The organism is Mycolicibacterium sp. P4_G11 (genome assembly GCF_056555145.1).
This window is the reverse complement of record NZ_JBFUJW010000002.1, coordinates 402,861-425,168: the sequence shown is the minus strand read 5'-3', so window position 1 is coordinate 425,168 and position 22,308 is coordinate 402,861. Positions and strand designations below refer to the sequence as shown.

20 protein-coding genes and 1 tRNA gene are annotated in these 22,308 nt (G+C 64.9%); 12 read left to right on the top strand and 9 right to left on the bottom strand.

The annotated features are described in order from the left end of the window. The first annotated feature begins 23 nt into the window (after positions 1-23). The 3 genes from AC1U2B_RS05690 (at position 24) to AC1U2B_RS05680 (ending at position 1,170) form a co-directional block, all read left to right on the top strand. A complete protein-coding gene (locus AC1U2B_RS05690; protein ID WP_043402749.1) occupies positions 24-542 on the top strand; it encodes a tRNA adenosine deaminase-associated protein in 519 nt (172 codons plus the stop codon). Between the two features lie 20 nt (positions 543-562). Continuing rightward, positions 563-1,021, top strand: coding sequence for a nucleoside deaminase (locus tag AC1U2B_RS05685; RefSeq protein ID WP_043402988.1), 459 nt, complete (start codon positions 563-565; stop codon positions 1,019-1,021). A gap of 58 nt (positions 1,022-1,079) precedes the next feature. Then, positions 1,080-1,170 (top strand) — tRNA-Ser (locus tag AC1U2B_RS05680). Between the two features lie 218 nt (positions 1,171-1,388). On the opposite strand, the gene AC1U2B_RS05675 is transcribed toward AC1U2B_RS05680, so the two are convergent. Then, the gene (locus AC1U2B_RS05675; protein ID WP_071287528.1) at positions 1,389-2,114 is read right to left on the bottom strand and encodes a hypothetical protein; all 726 of its coding nucleotides are present in this window, start codon (positions 2,112-2,114) and stop codon (positions 1,389-1,391) included. A 228-nt stretch (positions 2,115-2,342) separates the two neighbouring features. Next, a complete protein-coding gene (locus AC1U2B_RS05670) occupies positions 2,343-3,608 on the bottom strand; it encodes a PucR family transcriptional regulator (protein WP_480216006.1) in 1,266 nt (421 codons plus the stop codon). Between the two features lie 105 nt (positions 3,609-3,713). Between AC1U2B_RS05670 and AC1U2B_RS05665 the strand changes: the two genes are divergently transcribed. Genes AC1U2B_RS05665 through AC1U2B_RS05655 form a run of 3 tightly spaced genes read left to right on the top strand, consistent with a single transcriptional unit; the run spans position 3,714 to position 8,383 of the window. Continuing rightward, entirely contained in the window at positions 3,714-5,174 is a 1,461-nt protein-coding gene (locus AC1U2B_RS05665) for a class I adenylate-forming enzyme family protein (protein WP_480216005.1), read from the top strand. A 27-nt stretch (positions 5,175-5,201) separates the two neighbouring features. Beyond that, positions 5,202-6,968 (top strand): DUF3556 domain-containing protein, encoded by a 1,767-nt coding sequence (locus AC1U2B_RS05660; protein ID WP_480216004.1) that lies wholly within the window; start codon positions 5,202-5,204, stop codon positions 6,966-6,968. Continuing rightward, positions 6,968-8,383 (top strand): phytoene desaturase family protein, encoded by a 1,416-nt coding sequence (locus tag AC1U2B_RS05655; protein WP_480216003.1) that lies wholly within the window; start codon positions 6,968-6,970, stop codon positions 8,381-8,383. Before AC1U2B_RS05660 ends, AC1U2B_RS05655 begins: the two co-directional genes overlap by 1 nt. Here AC1U2B_RS05655 and AC1U2B_RS05650 read toward each other — a convergent pair whose 3' ends face one another. Beyond that, complete coding sequence (locus AC1U2B_RS05650) at positions 8,384-9,142, bottom strand: pirin family protein (protein WP_480216002.1); 759 nt, start codon at positions 9,140-9,142, stop codon at positions 8,384-8,386. It lies immediately after the preceding gene. A 33-nt stretch (positions 9,143-9,175) separates the two neighbouring features. Between AC1U2B_RS05650 and AC1U2B_RS05645 the strand changes: the two genes are divergently transcribed. Both AC1U2B_RS05645 and AC1U2B_RS05640 read left to right on the top strand, forming a co-directional pair. Continuing rightward, the gene (locus AC1U2B_RS05645) at positions 9,176-10,114 is read left to right on the top strand and encodes an extracellular catalytic domain type 1 short-chain-length polyhydroxyalkanoate depolymerase (RefSeq protein WP_480216001.1); all 939 of its coding nucleotides are present in this window, start codon (positions 9,176-9,178) and stop codon (positions 10,112-10,114) included. 240 nt (positions 10,115-10,354) lie between these two features. Further along, a complete protein-coding gene (locus tag AC1U2B_RS05640; protein WP_480216000.1) occupies positions 10,355-10,798 on the top strand; it encodes a tautomerase family protein in 444 nt (147 codons plus the stop codon). Between the two features lie 79 nt (positions 10,799-10,877). Here AC1U2B_RS05640 and AC1U2B_RS05635 read toward each other — a convergent pair whose 3' ends face one another. The 4 genes from AC1U2B_RS05635 to AC1U2B_RS05620 all read right to left on the bottom strand — a co-directional run bounded on the left by AC1U2B_RS05635 (position 10,878) and on the right by AC1U2B_RS05620 (position 15,085). Further along, positions 10,878-12,341 carry a class I adenylate-forming enzyme family protein gene (locus AC1U2B_RS05635; RefSeq protein WP_480215999.1) on the bottom strand — a complete coding sequence of 488 codons (1,464 nt, stop codon included), beginning with the start codon at positions 12,339-12,341 and terminating at the stop codon, positions 10,878-10,880. Between the two features lie 130 nt (positions 12,342-12,471). Continuing rightward, positions 12,472-12,915 (bottom strand): tautomerase family protein, encoded by a 444-nt coding sequence (locus tag AC1U2B_RS05630; RefSeq protein ID WP_480215998.1) that lies wholly within the window; start codon positions 12,913-12,915, stop codon positions 12,472-12,474. A 13-nt stretch (positions 12,916-12,928) separates the two neighbouring features. Continuing rightward, entirely contained in the window at positions 12,929-13,879 is a 951-nt protein-coding gene (locus AC1U2B_RS05625) for an alpha/beta hydrolase (RefSeq protein WP_480215997.1), read from the bottom strand. 174 nt (positions 13,880-14,053) lie between these two features. Then, positions 14,054-15,085, bottom strand: coding sequence for an AraC family transcriptional regulator (locus AC1U2B_RS05620; protein WP_480215996.1), 1,032 nt, complete (start codon positions 15,083-15,085; stop codon positions 14,054-14,056). A 59-nt stretch (positions 15,086-15,144) separates the two neighbouring features. On the opposite strand from AC1U2B_RS05620, the gene AC1U2B_RS05615 reads away from it, so the two are divergent. The 4 genes from AC1U2B_RS05615 to AC1U2B_RS05600 all read left to right on the top strand — a co-directional run bounded on the left by AC1U2B_RS05615 (position 15,145) and on the right by AC1U2B_RS05600 (position 19,490). Further along, a complete protein-coding gene (locus AC1U2B_RS05615) occupies positions 15,145-16,200 on the top strand; it encodes an AraC family transcriptional regulator (RefSeq protein ID WP_480215995.1) in 1,056 nt (351 codons plus the stop codon). Between the two features lie 164 nt (positions 16,201-16,364). After that, a complete protein-coding gene (locus tag AC1U2B_RS05610; RefSeq protein ID WP_480215994.1) occupies positions 16,365-17,297 on the top strand; it encodes an MBL fold metallo-hydrolase in 933 nt (310 codons plus the stop codon). 112 nt (positions 17,298-17,409) lie between these two features. Next, positions 17,410-18,246 carry an enoyl-CoA hydratase/isomerase family protein gene (locus AC1U2B_RS05605; protein ID WP_480215993.1) on the top strand — a complete coding sequence of 279 codons (837 nt, stop codon included), beginning with the start codon at positions 17,410-17,412 and terminating at the stop codon, positions 18,244-18,246. After that, complete coding sequence (locus AC1U2B_RS05600; RefSeq protein WP_480215992.1) at positions 18,246-19,490, top strand: CaiB/BaiF CoA transferase family protein; 1,245 nt, start codon at positions 18,246-18,248, stop codon at positions 19,488-19,490. Before AC1U2B_RS05605 ends, AC1U2B_RS05600 begins: the two co-directional genes overlap by 1 nt. Positions 19,491-19,624: 134 nt before the next feature. Here AC1U2B_RS05600 and AC1U2B_RS05595 read toward each other — a convergent pair whose 3' ends face one another. Both AC1U2B_RS05595 and AC1U2B_RS05590 read right to left on the bottom strand, forming a co-directional pair. Then, entirely contained in the window at positions 19,625-21,151 is a 1,527-nt protein-coding gene (locus AC1U2B_RS05595; RefSeq protein WP_480215991.1) for an NAD(P)-binding protein, read from the bottom strand. A gap of 45 nt (positions 21,152-21,196) precedes the next feature. Next, positions 21,197-22,300 carry a helix-turn-helix transcriptional regulator gene (locus AC1U2B_RS05590; RefSeq protein WP_480215990.1) on the bottom strand — a complete coding sequence of 368 codons (1,104 nt, stop codon included), beginning with the start codon at positions 22,298-22,300 and terminating at the stop codon, positions 21,197-21,199. Positions 22,301-22,308: the final 8 nt, after the last annotated feature.

Genomic DNA, 22,308 nt, shown 5'->3' with positions numbered 1-22,308 from the left:
GAGCGCGGACTAGCGTTGTCTGCATGGGAGTACAGCGCGCGCAGGCACAGCAGCAGGTGGCCGATCTCCCCGACGGCTTCGGTGTCGCAGTCGTCCGGGAGGACGGCGCATGGCGTTGCGCGCCCCTGAAGCGCGCGGCGCTGGTGGACCTGACTGCCGCCGAGACCGAACTTCGTGAACTCCGTTCTGCCGGTGCGGTTTTCGGCCTGCTGAATGTCGACGACGAGTTCTTCGTGATCGTCCGCCCGGCCCCCTCCGGCGCCCGGCTGCTGCTCTCGGATGCCACCGCGGCGCTGGACTACGACATCGCGGCCGACGTGCTGGAGAAACTCGACGCCGACCTGAGCCTGGAAGAGCTCGAAGAGGACGACCCGTTCGAGGAAGGCGACCTGGGGCTGCTGGCCGACCTGGGCCTGCCCGAGGCGGTCCTCGGCGTGATCCTCGCCGACGACGAATACGCCGACGAACAACTCAGCCGCATCGCCCAGGAGATGGGCTTCAACGACGAACTCACGGCGGTATTGGACAAGCTGGGGCGGTGAGCGCAGCCGACTGCAACCCGATTGTCAGCTCCGCTGATGAACGGCTGATCCGGCTGGCGCTGGAGGCCGCCGAACTGGCCGGAGCCGACGACGTACCGATCGGTGCCGTGGTGTTCTCGGCAGACGGGGTAGAGCTGGCCCGGGCGGCCAATGCCCGCGAATCACTGGGGGACCCGACCGCGCACGCCGAAATCCTCGCGCTGCGGGCGGCCGCCGCGGTGCACGGCGACGGCTGGCGGTTGGAAGGCGCGACCCTGGCGGTCACCGTCGAGCCGTGCACCATGTGCGCCGGCGCGCTGGTGATGTCCCGGGTGGCGCGGGTGGTGTTCGGGGCCTGGGAACCCAAGACCGGCGCCGTCGGATCGTTGTGGGATGTCGTCCGCGACCGTCGGCTGACGCACCGGCCGGAGGTCCGCGGCGGGGTCCTCGAGACCGAGTGCGCGGCGCTGATGGAGCAGTTCTTCGCCCGCCAGCGGTAGGACTGCTGGTCAGAGCCCGATTAGGGCAAGGCAGCCTGCGGCCGGTAAGCTGCCACACGGTGGCGTGTCCGAGCGGCCTAAGGAGCACGCCTCGAAAGCGTGTGTGGGGTAACCCCCCACCGAGGGTTCAAATCCCTCCGCCACCGCCATGAGCCCCTCACCTGTCACCGCAGGTGAGGGGCTTTTTTGCGGCCCGCGTCTTCAGTCACGGTAACTTCGCGCGCTTGGTGATTGACGCGACGGATTTCCGCCATCGCCGCCGGCGGGGGTGGCATCCACTGCACCACGCAGCAGGAGCCCGCCCGCTGATCGCCGAAACACAAAGGCCAGGCACCCCAGCGGGGTGCCTGGCCGTTGTGATCACGGACTAGCGGCCGAAGGTGAAGGCCGATCCGCTGTTGAAGTTGGAGCCGCCGACCGGGGTCGCAACGCCGGCACCGGAGTTGGTGCTGGTGCTCGCGCCGTCGGGGCCGATCTCGCTCGAGCCACCGGTGTTGAAGCCGCTGCCGCCGACCGGGGTGTTGACGGCTGCGCCGCCACCGGCACCGCCACCGACGGTGGGGATGAAGTTGGCCGGGGTGGGCATCGCGAACTCGTTGGAGGCGCCGGCGTTGAAGCCGCTGCCGCCGACCGGGGTGTTCACGCCCGCGCCGCCACCGGCGTTGACGCCGCCGTCGAAGGTCGGGAAGAAGTCAACCGGGTTGGGCAGGTTGAAGTCGGTGGCCGCACCGGTGTTGAAGCTGCTGCCGCCGATCGGGGTATTGACCGCGGCTCCGGTGTTCGTGTCGAAGCCCGCGCCGCCGAAACCGGCTTCGGTGCCCGTGGCGGTGTTGAACTCGCCGCCGCCGAGCGGGGTGTTCATGCCTGCGCCACCGCCGGCATTACTGGAGGCGTCGAAGGGGTGCCAGAACGGGTTCTCCACGTTGAAGCCCGCTCCGCCATCTGCGTTGCCACTGCCGACCGGGGTAGCGACCGCGGCGCCGGTCTCGCCGGAAACCTCGTCGTCGGCCCATGCCGGGGCGGCGACGGCAAGCGGGATCAGCGCGAGGGCCGATGCCGCAGCAAATCCGACCAAACGTCCTGTGTTGCGCATTAGTGAAACTCCAATCGTGGTTCTCTCGCGTATGGCCGGTGGACCCTACTAGGTCGTACTCGGTTCATCCGACCACTACCCTGATATCGCCGGCCTCGGCGTATCCGTTACAGCAGTGAACCAGCTGGTTAACACATAGCCATTTGCTAATGGTCTCGATACGGTCACTTAACCTGTGAATATGCTGGACATAGTCGGTTGGGTTCGTATTCGCTGCCAGGCGATCCGCTACTCACAATTCAGGACTGCTGCCTCGTACCAGTGGCACAGCAGCAGCGCCATCTCGACGTCCAGCCGATCGTCGCCGAGCGGCCGCCCGCGGCGTTCCAGTGCCCGCCCGACGCGGTACTTGACGGTGTTGAAATGCACCACCAGCTCGTCGGCTGCAGCAGTGTAGCTACCGCCATGCCCTAGAAACACGCGCAGGGTCTCCCGCAGACGGGCATCGTTGGCGCCGGACCCGGCCAGCGGCCCGAGGACCGCATGGACGAACTCGCGGGCGTTGTCCTGGTTCTCGCCCATCAACGCCGCCGCGGCGAAGCCTGCCGCGTCGGCCGCGGTGACACCCGTCAGGTTGGCGGTCACCGCGACGCCGTGTGCGCGAAGGGCCTGCCGGTGCGACTGCCGGAAGCCCTCGACGCTGGGTAGCGGCGTGCCCACGGCGACGGCGGGGGCGCCCGGATAGGACTCGGCGAACTGCTTCAATTGTGCGGACGCGACGGGTGCGGTGGCACTGGACAGTGGCAGCCAGCCCCAGCCGGTCCGCTGGTCAGCGGCCAGGAACAGCGGACTGCCTTGCGTACCAACGTGATCGGCGGCCGCCCGGAGGAACTGTTCGAGCTTGGCCAGGGCATCGTCGTGCCCGGTGACGTGTCCGCTACCGGTGGGCCACCACAGCACCACGGCCAGATGCTGGCGGCGCATCGGATAGCGGATCGCGGCGGTCACGGCCTCGGGGTCGGAGTCGTTGCCGGACAAGACTTCCCGCACCCGGAGTGCTTGGGTGCTGTTGCGGTTGGCGAGCCAGCGGTCGCGCTCGTCCTCGTAAACCCCGACGACCTCCTGCGAGATCCAGTCGATGTAGCGGAACGTCACCGACGTTATCCGCTCGAAGATGTCCAGCCTGGTCTGCGGCGCGAAGTCTGCATTGTTGATCTCCTCGGCGCAGACGTCGAGCGCCATCGCGTGGCCGATCCGGTAGGCCCGAACCAATGCGTTCATCGGCACCCCGCGCTGCGCTAGCCGGCGGGCGTACTCCAGGGCGGCCGTCGGCGCTTCGATGTTGTCCAGAGATATGTCGTGGCGGAGGGCGTGGAAGATGGTGTTGATATTGCCCGCAACGCTGGCGCCGAGCAGCTCGATGATCTCGGGATCGCCACGGAGTTCGGTGATATCGCTGGCCAGGCGGTTCCCGACGGCGCGGGAAACCTCATCCTGGCGGGCGATCAGACGCGTCATGACGGTGGTGTTGGCCTCGCTGACCGCCGGATCCATGCGCCGACTGTAGAGCGAAAATTTGTGTCGAGCGTACAAATCATCCGAGAAAGTTGATCGGCGCACGACGGAGTGGTGCACACCACAAACTCCTACCTTTATGACATGAACCTCGCCACCCTGCCCGACCGCCGCGCGGCCGCTGCGCCCCACGCTCCCGCCGTCGCCGACGACCACACCGACTTCGACAATGCCGCATTCCTCGACGCCGTCCAGCGCGCCGCCGGGGCGCTGCACCAGCGCGGTGTCCGCGCCGGCGACGTCGTCGGCATCATGCTCCCGAACCGCGTGGCCTTCGTGGTGGCGCTGTTCGCCACCTGGCGGCTCGGCGCCGTCGCGACTCCCATCAGCCCGACCCTGGTGCCTGCCGAGGTCGCCTACCAGGTGGCTGACGCCGGGGCGGTCGTGCTCGTCGTCGACCACGACGTCGATTCCGACATCACTGTGCTGCACGTCGATGACCTGGGTGGCGAGCCCCGGACCGACGCGCCGGTGGTCGGCAACGACGACGACCTGGCCCTGCTGATCTACACCAGCGGTACGACCGGCCGGCCCAAGGGCGTCATGCTCGACAACTCGAACCTGAACGCCATGTGCGCCATGGTGATCGAAGGTTTCGAGTTGACCGACGCCGATCACAGCCTGCTCATCCTGCCGCTGTTCCACGTGAACGGCATCGTGGTCAGCGTGCTGTCGCCGCTGCTCGCCGGCGGCCGGACCACCATTGCCGGCCGGTTCAATCCCGCGACCTTCTTCGAGCGCCTGGAATCCAGCCGCGCCACTTACTTCTCCGCGGTGCCAACCATTTACACCATGCTGCTGGGCCTGCCGCCGGAGGTGCGGCCCGATACGTCCGCGGTGCGGTTCGCCGTGTGCGGGGCGGCGCCGGCCAGCGTCGAGCTGCTCGACGGATTCGAAAAGCGTTACGGCATAGGCCTGGTCGAGGGCTACGGACTGTCTGAGGGATCGTGCGCCAGTACGGGCAACCCGCTGGGCGGGCCGCGCAAGGTCGGCACCGTCGGAATCCCGTTGCCAGGTCAGGAGATTCGCATCGTCGACGTCGCCGGTGCCGAAGTCCCGCAGGGCGAACTCGGCGAGGTGGTCATCAAGGGTCCCAACGTGATGCGCGGGTACCTGAACCGCCCCGAGGAGACCGAGAAGACCTTGAAGGACGGCTGGCTGCACACCGGCGATGTCGGCCGGTTCGACGAGGACGGCTACCTGGTGCTGGTCGACCGGGCCAAGGACATGATCATCCGCGGCGGCGAGAACATCTACCCCAAGGAGATCGAGACCGTCGTGCACCAGCTGGCCGGGGTCGCCGAGGCCGCGGTGGTCGGACGGGCCAGCGGACTCTACGGCGAAGAGCCGGTGCTGTTCGTCTCCGCACATCCTGGCGCCGAACTCGACGTCGACAACATCGCCGCGCACCTGAAGGCGTCGTTGTCGAAATACAAACTGCCCGTGGACATCACCGTTCTGGCGGCGCTACCGAAGAACCCCGTCGGCAAGATCGACAAGCCGTCGCTCCGCAAAACCCTCACCACCACCGATCCGCGAATCTAGCCTGATACCAGCAAAGGAGCTCATCTCATGGGATTCATCGAACCGACCTTGCCGAAGGTCGACCTGGAAGAGTTTCTCCGGATGCCGCTGCAGGAGCGGCTGCGGATCATGTGTCTGAAATGGGTGGACGACGGATACGGCGCGCCGCGCATGATCCACGTCCTGTACATCGTCAAACTCGTGTTCTTCTACGCCCTCGGCGGCGTCGTGATCGCCACCGCGACATCGCACCTGCCGGCCTTCTGGCACGTGTCGGAATGGTGGAACCAGCCCATCGTGTACCAGAAGGTGATCCTGTGGACCGTCCTGCTGGAACTCGTCGGGTTCGCGGGTTCCTGGGGTCCGCTGGCCGGCAAGACCAAGCCGATGACGGGCGGGTTCCGGTTCTGGGCCAAGCCCAACACCATTCGGCTGCGGCCATGGAAGGCAGTGCCGTTCACGAACGGTGACCGGCGCACCTGGTTCGACATCATCGTGTACCTGGCGCTGATGGCCACCGTGCTCGTCGCGATGGTGCTGCCCGGCGTGCCCAGTGATTCACTGTCGAAAGCGTTGCCGGACAACACCTCCGGCTTGGTCAACCCGGCGCTGCTGATCGCGCCGATCATCCTGTTCATTCTCATCGGACTGCGGGACAAGACGATCTTCCTGGCCGGCCGCGGTGAGCAGTACCTGCCCGCGCTGATCTTCTTCAGCACGCTGCCGTTCGTCAACATGATCATCGCCGGCAAGCTGCTGATCGGCACGGTGTGGTTCTGGGCGGGTGTCTCGAAGTTCGGCCTGCACTTCACCAATGTCATTCCGCCGATGGTGAGCAACAGCCCCGCCATCCCGTTCAGGTGGCTGAAGCGGGCGCACTACCGCAACTTCCCCGAGGACCTGCGTCCGTCACATCTGGCGACCTTCATGGCGCACGGCCCGGGCAGCATCGTGGAGATCGCCGCGCCGCTGGCCCTGCTGTTCTCGCCGTGGCCATGGCTGTCGATCGTTGCCGCCGCCATCATGGTGAGCTTCCACCTGTTCATCATCTCGACGTTCCCGCTGGCGGTGCCGGTGGAATGGAACGTGCTGTTCGCCTACGCCACCATCTTCCTGTTCCTGGGCTTCCCGAACGGGGACGGCTACGCGGTGTGGGACATGAACCCGGGGTGGCTGGCCATCGTGCTGGCCGCGGCCCTGTCGTTCTTCCCGATCCTGGGCAACCTGCGCCCCGACCTGGTGTCGTTCCTGCCGGCGATGCGCCAGTACGCCGGCAACTGGGCCTCTGCGGTGTGGACCTTCACGCCCGGCGCCGAACAGAAGCTGAACCGGGTCACCCGGTCATCGCCCAACTCTGCTGATCAGTACGTCGACTTCGGGTGGGACCCGATCACCGCCGAGGTGTTCACCCAGCAGGTGACGGCATGGCGGGCCATGCACAGCCAGGGCCGCGGCTTGTATTCGGTGCTGCTGACGTGTCTGCCCGACATCGACACTCGCGTTGTCCGCGAGGGCGAGATGTCGTGCAACACCATCATCGGCTTCAACTTCGGCGACGGGCACCTGCACAATGAAGACCTGATCCGGGCTATCCAGTCCGAGGCGCAGTTCGAGCCGGGCGAGTTCGTCATCGCCTGGGTGGAATCGCAGCCGATCCACAAGATGACTCAGGAGTACAAGGTGATCGACGCGGCCCTCGGTGTGATCGAGCGTGGTACCTGGAACGTGAAGGACCTGGTCGACGAGCAGCCGTGGCTGCCCAACGGGCCGATCCCGCTCAACGTCACCTGGCAGCGTGCCGGAGTCCTCCAGTAATGAGTACCGCGGTTGTGGTCGGCGCCGGGCCCAACGGGCTCGCCGCCGCCATCACCTTGGCCGCCAAGGGGATCGACGTCACGGTGCTGGAGGCCACCGATCGGATCGGCGGCGGCGTCCGGTCCAGCGAGTACGTCCTCCCGGGCCTGGTGTTCGACGATTGCGCCGCCATCCATGTGATGCCTGCCGGTTCCCGGTTCATCAAGGGCCTTGAGCTGGATCGCTATGGCCTGCAGTGGAAGTGGACCGAGATCGATTGCGTCCACCCGCTCGATGACGGCACCGCCGGGGCGCTCTACCGCTCGGTCGAGACCACGGCCGACGGGCTCGGGGTCGACGGCTCGCGGTGGCAGCTGCTGTTCGGTGGACCGTCGCGCCGGTTCGACAAACTGTCCGAGGACATCATGGGCCCGCTGCTCCGGGTGCCGCGGCACCCGTTGGAACTGGCCAGATTCGGGGCGCCGACGGTGCTGCCCGCGGCAGCGCTGGCCCGGGTCTTCCGCACGCCGCAGGCCCGCGCCCTCTTCGGAGGCGTTGCCGCCCATACCTTTCAGCCGTTGCACCACCCGCTCACCTCGGCGATCGGGCTGGGCATCATCACCGCCGGGCACGCCAACGGCTGGCCGGTGGCGGCCGGGGGATCGCAGGCGATCACCAACGCGTTCGAGGCCGTGCTGACCGAACTCGGCGGCAAGATCGAGACTGGCGTGCGGGTCACCTCGGCGTCGCAGTTGCCGCCCGCGGACATCACCGTCTTCGATCTGTCGCCCACCGCCATCACCGGGATCCTCGGAGACCGGTTGCCCACGCGGGTGCGCCGCGCCTTCGACCGATTCCGATACGGCCCAGGCGCTTTCAAGGTCGACTTCGCCGTCGAGGGTGATGTGCCGTGGACCAACGCGGCAGCCCGGCAGGCCGGTACCGTCCACCTGGGTGGTGATTTCGCCGAGATCGCCGCGACCGAGCGGGACATTCATGCGGGCCGGATGCCGCAGCGTCCGTTCGTGCTGGCGTTCCAGCAGTATCTGGCCGATCCGGGACGTTCCGTCGGCACGGTCAACCCCGTCTCCGCGTACGCGCATGTGCCGAACGGCTACAGCGGCGACGCCACCGAGGCGATCACCGCGCAGATCGAGCGCTTCGCTCCCGGGTTCCGTGAGCGCATCGTCGGGCAGGCCGTGCGGTCCACCACCGAGATGTCGGTCTACAACACCAATTACGTCGGCGGCGACATCAATACCGGCGCCAAGGACATCCGCCAGCTGGCCTTCGGTCCGCGAACCACGTTGTCGCCGTACACCATCGGCGTACCGGGAATGTACATCTGCTCGGCGGCCACCCCGCCGGGACCGGGTGGGCACGGCATGTGCGGCGCCAACGCCGCCGCCGTCGCACTGGCCCGATTGGGGCGGTAGCTACACGTTCACCGCAATGGTGTGCATCTCCCAGACCAGCAGCTCGGCGCCCGCGTCGGCCGCGGTGACGCGTTGTCCACCAGTTGCGGTGAGCCGCACGGCATCACCGGTATGGAGCGGACCGTGGTCTTCGAACTCGGCTTGCCCGCGGGTGACGAAGACGTGGCCAAACGGCGCGTCGGGTACCTCGATCGCGCTGCCGGCATCCAGCCGGGCGACATGCAGGGTGGCGTAGCTGTTGCCGAACATGATCGCCGCATCGTCGCGGTACTTGCGCATGCCCGACGCCATCGGGATGAGGGCATTGCCGGTGAGCTCGGTGCCGATATCGGATTCCTGATAACTCGGTGCGCCACCGAGTTCATCGGGCGGAATCCACATCTGGACAACCCGCAACGGCTGACGTTCCTGGCGCCCCGCGCCGTTGCGCTCAGAATGCCGAATGCCGGTACCGGCGCTCATCCGCTGCGCCAGCCCCGGGTAGATGACGCTCTCATTGCCCAGCGAATCCTTGTGCACCAGTGAGCCTTCCAGCACCCAGGTGATGATCTCCATATCCCGGTGGTCGTGCGCGTCGAAGCCTTCACCGCCGTTGACGGTGTCCTCATTGTTGATCATCAGCAGGCCGTGGGCATTGGCCGCCAGATCGAAGTTGCCGGTCGCCGGAAACGACTGCCACGATTCCAGCCACTCGTTCCGCCAGTGCCAGCGTTCAGCAGCACGGATGACGCGGACGGGCGTGGCTGTCGCTTGGTTCACCGCTCAATTCTGGCAGGGGTGCACCATGGGAGCATGATCCGTTCGTCACTGCGGGTATCGATGGCTGTGCTGGTGGTCGCCGCGCTGCTGGCGCTGGCAGGTTGCGGCGGGCATCGGGCGGCCGGTGCGCCGACGAACGGCGTCCCGGTGGGGCGGTCCGACCAGTCGGTGCAGGCCGGCGGACTGAACCGCACCTTCCACCTCTACCGGCCCGACGGACTCAGTGGCCCAGCGCCGTTGGTGATCATGCTGCACGGCGGCTACGGCGACGGTGCGCAGGCCGAACGTGCCTACAACTGGGACGGCCAGGCCGACGGTGGTCGCTTCGTCGTCGCCTATCCCGACGGCCTGGATCGCGCTTGGAACGCCGGAACCTGTTGTGGCATACCGAAGAACCGCAACATCGACGACGTCGGTTTCATCACCGCGATGGTCGCCGCGATCGAAGCGCAGATGTCTGTCGACCCGGCCCGCGTCTACGTCACCGGGATGTCCAACGGCGCCATGATGGCGCTGCGCCTCGGCTGCCAGACGGATCTGTTCGCCGCTGTCGCCCCGGTCGCCGGGACGCTGTTGACCGATTGTTCGCACGCCACTCCGACATCGGTGCTGCAGATCCACGGCACCGCGGACGATCGCGTCCCCTTCGACGGCGGACCGGGCAAGGCCAAGACACTGTCCGGTGCACCGAATGTCGACGGACCGTCGGTACCTGCGGTGAATGCGACTTGGCGCGGCATCGATGGGTGCGGGACGCCGGCGACGTCCACTGCCGGTGCGGTGACCACCCAGACGGCAGACTGCCCCGGCGGGCGCACCGTCGAACTCGTCAGCGTCGCCGGTGCCGGCCATCAGTGGCCAGGTGGGGTCCCGAGCCCGCTGGCGCAACGGTTGGGTGACCTACCGCCGCCGTCGACCGCACTGAACGCGACCGACACCATCTGGCAGTTCTTCGCGGCGCACCATCGCTGAAACCTGCCCGGCACAGTCACCGCCGGAGATGTACAGAATGTCGACAAGGCAGCCACGGTTCTGAGCCGGTGCGAACGGCTGGCAGCGCAATCCCATCGCGCGACAGTCCCGTCCTAGTGTGGCGGCCCCGGGCCGAACTAGCGTCGATGTGGTCGCAGTCACATGCAGGACTGACATCCGGCGTTCGATCTGGAGAAACACGAGCTCGCCAATCGACGCACCACTGGAAAGGAAAAGCGTATGCCGATGTGGATCGTTCACGCGCCTGAGGGCGTGTACAGCGATGAGGACAAGAAGGACATCACCGAGATGCTTACGCAGTTCTACGTAGAAGGCGTTGCGTTGCCGAAGTTCTATGTGGTGGTGCGATTTGACGAGTATCCGCGCGATTCGATGTGGGTCGGTGGGAAACCAGTGAACGATTTCGTGCGATTTGTGGTCGATCACATCGCGCGCCAGATGGACGAACAGGCGATCAGGGAACTGTGCATGTCCATCCTGTGCGAACGGATTGCGCCGTTCACCACCGAGCGCGGATTGCACACAGAGATCCACATCGACGAGACGGCCGTCGATCTGTGGCGGGTCGATGGGCTCAAGCCGCCGCCGCCGTACTCCGAAGCCGAAAAGCAGTGGGCCAAAGACAACGCCCCCGCGCCTTACGACCTCGCCGCCGCGACCTGAGCCCGACCACGGCGCGATCCTCAGGACACCGTGTGAGGGAGGCGGCGATCGTCGCCGCCTCCCTCGATCGGTACTGCCGTCAGGTCGTCGCGACTGCGTTCGCGGCGACACGGCGCAGGGCGGGCTTGTCGGGCTTTCCCACCGGGTTCTTCGGGAGTTCCTCGACGAATGTGATCGCCTCAGGCACTTTGACTTTCGCCAGGTTGCGTCGGCAGTGAGCGGCGAGACTGTCGACGTCGAGCACCACGCCGGGGTATGGCTGCACGTAGGCAACCGGGACCTCGCCGAGGACCTCGTGGGGGCGTCCGACGACCGCGGCATCCAAGACGCCGTCGATGGCGGTCAAGACGGATTCGATTTCCTTGGGGTAGATGTTCTCGCCGCCGCGGATGATCATGTCCTTGATGCGCCCGACGATGCGCAGGAACCCGTCATCATCCAAGATCCCCACATCGCCGGTGTGCAGCCACCCGTCCACGACAGTCTGCGCGGTGACCTCGGGCAGGTTGAGATAGCCGCGCATCACGACAGGGCCCGAGATCACTACCTCGCCGCGCTCACCTCTGGCCAAGATTTCCCCTGTGGGAGACATGATTTCGACGCGTTGGCCGGCCATGGCCGGCCCCACGGTGCCGAGCTTTCTCGGACCGCGTAGCGGATTCACCGCCGAGGCGCAGGTGGCTTCGGTCAGGCCATAGCCCTCGACAATGACGATCCCGAAGCGTTCCTGTGCGCGCGTCATCAGTTCCTCGGACAGCGGCGCCGCGCCGCAACCGGCAAAGCGCAGAGATGTGGTGTCGGGTTGGACATCATCAGGCAACGCCACCAGCATCGAAAGAATGGAGGGCACCGACGAGAAGTATGTCGGTCGCAGTTTCTCCACTTGCTCGAAGAACCGGCTTACCGAGAACTTGCCCACGATGCTGGTTTGAGCGCCCACGCGAAACGGGCTGAGCGTGCCGAGCATCAGCGCATTGACGTGGAACAGCGGCAGGATCAACAGACTGTGATCCTGTGGAGTAAGTTCCATGTGGTCGACAAAAGCGGTTGTCATCGCGTCGATGTTGGCGTGATCGAGCATCACACCTTTGGGCTTCCCAGTTGATCCGCTGGTGTAAATCAGCAATGCCACATGGTCTTTGGTCAAAGTGACGGGCGCGGGGCCAGGCCCCGGCCCCACGAGTTCATCGACGTGAATGGCGGGTCGGCCACCGCTGGACACGTCCGGCGACTCGTTGATCACCAGGTGAGCGTTGCAATCGTTGATCTGAAAATCGGCCTCAGCGGCGGTGAACGCGGGATTGACCGGGGTGGCGACGCCACCCAACCGCCACGCTGCCAGTATCGCCACCACCAGCTCAACACGATTGGGCAACATCACCGCCAAAACGCTCCCGTCGCCGAAGCCCTGCGCCGCCAATTGGCCCGCGACCGCCGCCGACCAGGCGTCAAGCTGCCCGTAAGTCAACGTGACCGCGTCATCGCGCAATGCAGGCATCGACCGATCCCGCTCAGACATCCACGGTAGATACGCAAAAGTCATAATGTCCTAAACTTCGTCTGGCCCCAGTCCAGTGCGCGAAATAGCTTGGGCCAGAGCGTGACCGCGCATCGCGACGCCGTAAGGGTGGCCGAACCGTCGGGGATGATGTTGTGTCGTTGAGATTTACGATCTAGACGGCGTCGGTCAGCTCGTAGGGGCTGGGCGCGTTATCCCTTGCCCATTTCTTCTCGGCTTCCGAGAACGGTGGCGGCGGCTTCAGCCCATCCACCCGCCACAGATCAATCGGCGTTTCATCGATGTGGAATTCCGTGTGCAAACCTCGATCGGTGGTGAAGGGCGCGAGCCCCTCGGCCCCCATGTTCATGGCGAGCTCCCTGAACTCCGGGTCGTCCAACTGGCGCGCGATGTGGTCGACCACGAAGCGCACGAAATCGTTCACCGGCTTACCGCCGACCCACATCGAATCGCGGGGATACTCATCGAACCGAACCACCACATAGAATCGGGGCAGTCCAACGGAATCCACGTACATCTGCGTGAGGACCTCGGTGAGGTTCTTCTTGTCTTCAGTGCTGTACACACCCTCAGGTGCGTGCACAATCCACATCGGCATGTCTGTTTTCCTTTCAGTGATGTGACAATTGGCGAGCAGGCGTCACCGGGCCGGCAACGTCGGCCTCGATGAGGTGCTCCACGAAATGGTCGCGAGCCGCGTGAGAAGAAATGCGGAGGCCCTCGCCGGCATATAGCCCGAAGTGGCCGCCGTCTGTGATCAGCAACCGCTTGGGCTCCCGCGCCATGTTGTAGGCCTCGAACGCGAATTCATGAGGGGCGCAGACGTCGGTTCTGGCGATGATCATCAGCAGGGGTGTCGGGGAGATGCGATGCACGTAGGACCGCGGCGAAAACTCCGATATGAGATCAAAGCTGCGTGCCGTTACCTCGTTCTTCCACCTGGGCGCCCGCGCGGCGGCTGTGGTGCTGAACCATTGCCATGCCTCGGGATCGGGCATCATGGATGGTGCCATCGGGTCGGGATCAACCGCGGGAAGAGTCGCCGGCTCACCGCCGGCGAACCGATTCGCCCGGTCGGCGTCGAGATTGTCCAGCAAGTGCCCGATTAGATCTGGGCGCACCATCCACCGCGCGCTGTTGTAGCCGTCGATGAACGGTACTTGCGACACCACTGCCTTGACCCTGCGGTCGATAGCCGCCACGGTGAGTACCAGCCCGCCGGAAAAGCTCGTCCCCCAGATTCCGACACGCTCGGAATCCACCTCGGGTCGAGTGATTGCATACGAGATGGCGTCCCGATAGCCACGATATTGCGCGACCGGGTCCACCTCTTGGCGAGGAGTGCCGTCGCTCGCTCCGAAGTTACGGTGATCGTAGACAAGAACATTCAGGCCGGCAGCTGCGAACACTTCCGCATAATCGGCCAGGCACAGTTCCTTGACGGCCGAAAGGCCGTGTGCCATAACGACAACCGGGGCAGGTCCCGCGCTTCCCGCTGCGGCGAAGAACCACCCACGCAGCGTCACATCTCCAGTGCTGAACTCGACGTCCTCGGGTTTCATGTTTCTCCAGTTCGACGCGAAGAAATTCGCGCTGTGGCGTTCAATTGGACTCGCCGGCCGCAGGTTCTCTGGCCTGTGGTCGTGACCATATCGACGCTACTGAGACAGGGTCCGCCACAATAGAACGATCCTGACGCCCGGTGGGATCGCCCTGCCAACCATGTCGCGTGGTGGCTAATCGCGCAGATGCGCCGCACCATTTGCGGTCTCGCCGCGTAGCCGCGAAGGTGACGTGTTGAACCATCTGCGAACTGCGCGAGCCAAGCTCGACTGTTCACGCATCCCCACCCGCGTCGCGATCTGCGAGAACGACAAATGGGTTGTCGTAATGAATTTCAGGGTTTGATCCCGGCGTACCTCATCAACGATATTGTTGAAGGAGGTGCCCTCTGCGAACAAGTTCCGTTGCAGCGTGCGCGGGTGCAGCTTCAGCAGGCGCGCGACCTTCGACAGATCAGGGGTGCCGAAGCCAAGGTGGTCAGCGACTATCTCAGTCACCAGATCGGAGACGGGTAAACCTCTGTGGCCGAAGTGGGTCTCCAGGTAGTCGATCGCCATGTCGCGAAGCAGGTCGTTGCCTCCGCTGACCGGGGCCAAGAGCATTTGGCGGGGTACCCGTAGAACGGCCTTCGTGCTGTCGAACGTGACCTGCGCGGCAAAGAAATCTCTGTAGACAGCTTCGGGCGCCAGGGGTGAATGTGGAAGTTGCACAGATCGCAGCCCGTACGACTCGGCACCGTTGATCAGAAACAGGATGCGATGGACGATCGCGACGCCGTAGTCGACGCCCTGGGCGGCTGTGCCCAGCTGGTAGCGAAGCCCGATCACCTCCGGATTGCCCAACGGATCGACTATCGGTTCGAGGGACAAGGCAGGGCTGTGAACGAACAGGTAGCGTTTCGCGCACTCGAGAGCTTCCCCCATCGTTCGCGAATTCCCGATCGCGATCGCGACCGGGCCCATGAAGTCCAGGTCCTGCTGGGCCGCCATGCGCAATCCGAAGTCTGGGACCGACAACTGTGCGGCCGCATCTTCGAGGAGACGCTCGACTACCCCGAGGCTGAGGAACGCGTCGCGCCCAGCGATTTGCGTTTCATCCAAGCCGCTGGCAGCGAGAAGTTCGGGGCCCGAGCCGCCCAACTCATCGACGAGAGCGGCAAACCCTCGCAAAGCTGACGCCCGAATGGGCACCTTGCTGTCGCGCACAGACAGATCCTTGTCGTCTTGGGACAAGTAATGGCAGATATAGGCGAGGAAACTACAGCATGAGCAGCTCGGTGGAGGCGGAGTTGCCAGCCGGCCGGCGCGGACTGGCCGTGCTTGTAGTGGAGAGCAACCCCGGCAGGAGGCAGGCAATGACGCCAGCTCAAGCAACCTTGGCCCGTCCCGACCGCGCGGCACTGGAAGAGCATGACTTTCACTGGCGGGCGGCCGTTCGTGACCGCCTTGCCAGTATGGAACTGCGGCGCAAGACGGAGTGGGTCGGGAGCTTTGGCTCTTCCAGGATCCGCGACCTCGGCGATCTCCTCATCACCGATTGGGAGTGCCCCTCGGTGGAGGCGGTTCGAGGCAACAATCTGGCGCGTCGCGACGATGACGCCTTGCTGGTACTCACAGCCTCCGCAGGGAAACAGATCATCGAACTCGCGGGTCAGACCGTTGTGCTCCGACCCGGGGCGGTGGTGATCACAAGTACTCGGGCAACGGGGACCTTTGTCATCCCCGACCGCCTGACGAAACGATCCATCCGAGTGCCCATGACGGCGCTCGCCTCGTTCGATACGGGTGGCCGCGTACCCGATTGCCTACTCATGGACACAGCGGAGAATCCGCTGGCCAAGATCCTGCAGGACCTCCTGGTTGGTATCGACAGCCACTTCGGTCGCATGTCATCGGTAGAGACCGAGACCGCGCGCAACGCACTACTCACCTTGATCGCAGGGATGCTTCGGGCAAGTGAGCTCCCCGACACGGGCGAGCGCGAGCTCTTGCCGCTGCTCCGGCGACAGCTGGAGAAGTGGATCATGAATCACCTCTCGGGAGGTGCCGTCAGGGTCCAGGATCTCGCGGCCGCACACAACGTTGCACCCAGAACCGTGCACCGCGCATTCGAAGCAACCGGCGACACCGTCGGAGCGGTCGTCCGAAAGCACCGCTTAGCCGCCGCGAGAGACGACCTCGTGCACACGAACCTCTCGATCGCTACGATCGCGCACCGCTGGGGATTCTGCGATGCAAGCCACCTAGGCCGAGAATTCCGACGGCATTTGTCCTTGTCACCCGGCGACTACCGAGAAGCACACGGATTCACTCGAGGTTAGAAGAAGGACGCGGCCGGCCACCGTGGCGCATCTGTACCACTGACGGGCGTAGCTGTTCTATGCCAGAGAAGACGTTGGTTCATAACGTGGGTTTGTCGCCGCAGTGCAACGTGTACGGCCACAGATGCGCCGATTGACCGCCCCACAATATTTGGAGGTACTCCGTGGAGACTGCAACCACTTCGCCCGCCCGTATTCCTACGGGATCGTCGACGGACGCTCCGTCGATCCGTGCGACTGTTTTCGTCGGTCGCTGGCCGAACATCCCCGTGGTCGAGGTACCGGGGGTGCCGACGGGCACCTTCTCGCCAACGACCGCGACCTTGGTGACCGGAGCCACCGAGGCGGTTCTGATCGACGCGCTGTACCTCAAAGATGACGTCCGTGACCTCGGAGACCTCATCGAGCGCACCGGCAAGAAACTCACGACGATCTACATCACCCACGCCCACCAGGATCACTACCTTGGATTCGGTCCGCTCCTGGAGCGGTTTCCGGACGCGAAATGTGTTGCGCTGCCGCATGTCATCGAGGCGATCAGGGACACCATGGACATGCAGACCGAGCAGTGGAAGATGATGTTCGGCGACGCGTGTGTGACGGCTGGACCGGTGCCCGAACCGATGGACGGCCACACGCTATTCGTCGACGGTTCGCCGCTGAACGTCATCGAGGTCAAGCAGGCTGACATCCATCCCACGACCATCGTCCACATCCCCGAAATCGATGTTGTGGTGGCCGGCGACTCCGTCTACAACGAAATCCACGCGATGCTCGGATTGGCTACGCCGGCAGAATGGCAGGACTGGCTCGAAACAGTCGACGTCGTGGAGAGCCTCAAGCCTCGGATGATCGTCGCCGGACACCGCCGGCCCGACGGGGACGACTACGCGACTGAGCGGATGATTGCGCAGACCCGTTCGTACATCAAGGATTTCGCGGCCGCATATGAGGTCGCGGCAGATGCCGACGCACTGGTCTCCGCCATGACGGAGAAGTACCCGTATCACGGCAATCTCTGGACCCTGCAGTTCTCAGCGATCGGCGCAATGATGTTGCGCGAAAACGCTGCGTCAGCGGCGAACAGCGCACCATAGTCAGCCGAAAGTTGTTGAAGTACTGAACTTCTACTGGACGCGACTTCAAGCGGTTGGGGCTGCCAGGCGGTCACCGCCACCGCGTCACACCCAAGCGAATGGGAGACCGATCATGAGCGACAGGTCGCAACTACATACCCCTCCGGCTGCTAACCCCACTGAAACGCTGCCCTTCGAGGACACCCGTGCCGTGTGCTACGAGATGGACGGACAGGTCGCGCACCTGATCATGCAGCACCGCCCGCACAATTTCCTGGGCCTCGCGCTGATGGAGGGCCTCGTTGAAGGAATCCGGTGGGCGCAGGCGCAGGGGGCCCGCGCCGTAGTGCTGCGAAGCGCGCTGCGGCACTTCTGCGCCGGTGCCGATGTGAGCTTGTTCGCGACTGCACAAGACGGCGTCGCCCCCGACGAAGACGTCACGGAGCTCCTGCGGGCCTTCGAAGAGCTGCCCCTTCCGGTCATAGCGTCGGTGCACGGGGTCTGCGTCGGCGGCGGTCTGGAGATCGCGCTGGCCTGCGACCTGATCATCGCCGCGGAGTCGGCCAAGATCGGCTCCGTTGAGGCGACGATCGGGATGAATCCGTTGATGGGCGCCATCCAGCGGGTCACTCAGCGCGCCGGCGCCACGCGAGCCAAGGAGATGGCACTGCTGGGACGCCGCTACGACGCGCGAACGCTGGAACGCTGGAATGTGATCAACCGGGTGGTTCCCGACGAACAGCTGGCCGATGCGACCAATGTTCTGGCCCAGGAGCTCGCGCATGGGCCGACGGTCGCTCACGCCTCCACCAAGCGCATCGTCGACGTGGCGGTCAACCAGGGCGTGCACGCTGCCGATGAGGCCATGCGGGAACTACAAAAGGACCTTTGGGCGTCAGCCGATCTGAAAGAAGGGCTCACGTCGCTGTTCCAAAACGGGCCAGGCGCAGCGCGATTCGAGGGTAAGTGATGGCACTGCCGCTCGAAGGGGTTCGCGTCATCGACTTTTCGCGGGTTCTGGCTGGGCCGCATTGTGCCAAGCACTTGGTCGATCTGGGTGCAGAGGTCGTCAAGGTCGAACCTCCGACGGGCGACGTGTCGCGCTTGGCACAGCCGGTATTCGGTGCGGTCAGCGGCTACTACGCCCAGCAGAATTCCGGAAAGCGCAATCTCAGTATCGATTTGAACGTTCCGGAGGCGCGCCCGGTCGTCCTGAAACTGTGCGAGACAGCTGACGTCATCGTCGAGAATTTTCGACCGGGCACCTTGGGATCGTTCGGATTGGACTACGAGACGATCGCAGCGCGCAACCCGGGCGTGGTGTACGCCTCGATCAGCGGTTACGGCCAGAAGGGGTCCTGGCGCAACCGCATGGCCTATGCCCCAACGATTCAGGCAGAAGCCGGCTTCACCATCAACACCCACCGTCAGTTCGGTGTGGGGGAGGAGCAGCGTCAAACAGATGCCCTCTCACATGCCGACGTTTACTCCGGCCTGCACGCCGCGATCGCTGTGCTCGCAGCGCTCAACCACCGCAACGTCACCGGCGAAGGGCAATACGTCGACATCGCGATGGCGTCGGTGATCCTGTCGATGAACGAACGGGTTCACTACGATCTGTCCGAGGTCGACCTTGGCGACGAGCCACCCGTTCTGGGAGCGACGCAGACGCCATTTTTCAGCAGCCCCGATGGGACGCCATTCGTCGTCCCGATGTCGCTGGTCGGTACGGGTACCTTCGGTTTCTACCTGAAGGTGATGCGCCGGCCAGATCTAGCCGAGGATCCGCGCTTTTTGACACCCACGCTGCGCAAGCAGAACCTGGTGGCCCTCCACAACATCGTGCAGAAGTGGATCCTGACCTTCGCGGACATGGCATCGCTTGATGCTCAATTCGACGAGGCAAAGCTGGCGACGGGCACCGTGCGCGAGATCAAGGATTTCGCCAAGACTGACTGGGCGCAGAGTTGGGGAGCGACTCGCAGCGTGTCGGATCGCCAGGGCGGAGACATCACGATCCCTGGCCCACCATGGCATTTCAGCGCACATGACGGTGCGCTTGTACCGCAGGTGCCCGCCTTGCAGGGCGAGCACAACTGGGAGATTCTGCGCGAAATCGGCTTGAGTGACGAAGATATCGAGCAGCTCTACAAACTGTCCGCACTGATCGGTGGTCCTTCCGCAGCACCGGATGACGTCGTGAACAAGGCGTGATGACACTAAGTGGGCTCTAGCTCTCGCCGGGTGATGCACAGCGGCGGTGCGGTGCCGACCTTCTACTTCACCAACGCTGTGAGGCTGCAAGAAACGTTGAAGCTGCCCGTGATTCAGTCCGTCGTGAGTAGTGGTCAGGTGCGCTGCAGTTGGCGCAGCGGAGCGCAGTGGACGTCGAAGCGTTGCGCGACGGTGTCCAGGGTGCGTTGCAGGTGGGGGCGTCGGCGCCGGTGGGTGGCCAGGAACTGGGCCAGCCCGACGGCCTGGCGGGGCAGCGGATACCAGCGCGCGATGTCCACGCCGCAGTCACGAAAAATGCTGAGGGGCAGGGTATCTGACATGAGACCCAGGTTGTGTACGGCCAGCGTCATCACGGTGTGGGGGAAAACCTTGTTGCACTTGCGGCGCAACTCGATCATGTCGAGCTCGTAGAGCGGTACCTCGGTGAGCTGGTCGGTGAACATCAGATGGGGCAGGAAGTAGCCCATGAACGTCGTCAGGTGCAGGGTCGCCGCTCGGCCGTTCAGCGACAGCACCCGGCCGCTCGGCGAGGTGTAGGGCTCATACGGTTGTGGGTGCTTGAGCAGATATCCGGTGCAGTTGACGATCCAGCTCTCCGGGTCGATCTGCCGGACCCCGCCACTGCGCAGCTGAATCTCGGTGCGTCCGTCGCGATCGACGGCATCCACGAAATGGTCCATCACGACGTCGTTCAAGCCGGCCGCGATGGCGTCTCTCTCGGCCGTCGACAGCAGGCCGAGCAGGAAGTTGTCGGTGCCGGGCGTCAGCCAGATGGCGTACCTCTCGAGCCAGCGGCGGCTCACCTCGTCCTCGTTGGTGCCGTCGAACAGCTGGGTCACGTCGTTGGCGACGGCGTTGAATGTCGTTCCACTCCACCATCTTTGGGCGCCGGTGGGGAACAGTCGGTCGCGGTGCGCGAAGTAGGTTCCCGAGCCGGCCAGCAGATTCACCTCGCGTCCGGGGTGGCGAGAGATCAGCGCGTATGCGGTGTCCATCGCGGTCTTGCCGCTGCCGATCACCCATACCGGAGCGTCGCTGTCGTCGATGGAACCACTGCGCATGTCGCAGTAGTTCGGCGACACCGAATGGACGGTGGTGCTGGACACCGGCAGCGGATCGTTCGGTTCGACGTCGGAGGCGATGGCCTTGATCAGGCGCTTGGCCTCGACCACCAGGCTGCGCCCGTCGTCCGACACGCACTGCACCCGGACGACGCCATCGACCTCGGAATCGGATTGCAGTGTCCAGCCATAGAATTCGTCGACCGTGATGCGCTGCCGCAGCACGTCGAGGCAATGGTCGAAATGAGCCAGCACCTCGTGCTTGGTGGCCAGATGGGACGGCTCGGCGTCCAGCGTCCAGCCGATGTTCCCGGCGGTGAAGAACGGGTGCGGCTGATGCAGCCGCACGTAGTCGTAGGTGTCGACCCACATGCCGCCCACTCGGTGCCGCCGGTCCAGCAGGATGACGCGCTGGCCCGACGACAGGTACTGGGACGTCGTGAAGAGGGCATTCAGCCCGGCGATACCCGCACCGACGATGCAGACCTCGCAGCGTTCGACCGTGGCGCTCACTGGTTCGATCCCGTGGTGGTGTTGAGCATGGGGGACCTCCTTGTCCTTGCCATGACGATCCGGCATCGGGCCCGGGAGTACATCAGCTGATCGGCGTATTTGGCTGGGGCACTACAGCGATATGGCCAGCAGCGTGCGGACCAGCTCGGCCTGCCGGTGGGTGCCCGTCTTGTCGAAGATGTGCTGGACGTGGGTTCTGACGGTGCCGGCGGACAGGCACATGCTCTCGGCGATCGGCTTGATCCCGTCGCCCTGTATCAGCCTGATGGCCACCGCAGCCTCGGCCGTCGTCAGCCCGTACAGGCGGCGCAGCATCTCGACGTCCGGTTGCGGGTGCCGCTCGGGATCCAGGATGAGCACCAGGGCCCGGGATTCGGCCAGTGGAGCCGTCACGTGCTGGAACGGCAGGACGTGAATCACGTAGGGCCGCAGGCCGGATGGCCGCGGGCACAGCAGCGAGGTGGTGCCGCGCACGACCGCCCCGGTCTGTCCGAGTGCGGCGTTGATGCCGAGCCGCAGAGCGGCGTCAGCGGGCGGATGCGCGAATTCGAACGATCCGTCACGAATGGTCAAACCGTCGTGGCGGCGGACGATGTTCTCCGCTGCCGTGTTCAGGTAACGCACCGACAGCAAGCAGTCCACCACGGCCATCCCGATGCGGGTGACGTTGTCCATCGCCGACGAGATGTTGCGGATCTGGTGGGTGGCCTCACTGAGGTCGTGCTGGATGCGCATCGCGCGCTGGAAATGCGGAACCAGCGCCTCGGCCAGTTGAACACGTTCGGTGGTGTCGAACGGTTCGTCACGCTTCTCGGTGGCCACCAGCCAGGTCGCGGGTTCGGGCCCGTCCGTCAGCCGGACGAACAGCCCGTCTTCGAGGCGGTGCGGCCGCATCCAGTCCATGTGGAACTCGGCGTTCGGCTGCAGCGCGGTGAGTTCTTGGCTGCCGTGTACCAGCCCTACAGGCCCGTTCTCGACGGCCTCGAGGATGTAGTCGATGTGGCGGTAGTAGTCCGCATACTCGGTCAGGGCGTCGGTCGGGATGGTGACGCTCTGGGGCGCCCGGCTCACACTGTCCGCCAACACCAGAGCCGCCCCGCCGGTCGCGCCGAACATGGCTTGGAGCTCGGCCATGGTCGCGGTCCACTGCTCGGGCTGGACTGCGGAATCGTAGATCGACGAGACTACGCGCGAAAAGGCCTCGACCGTGACCACGGTCGGTA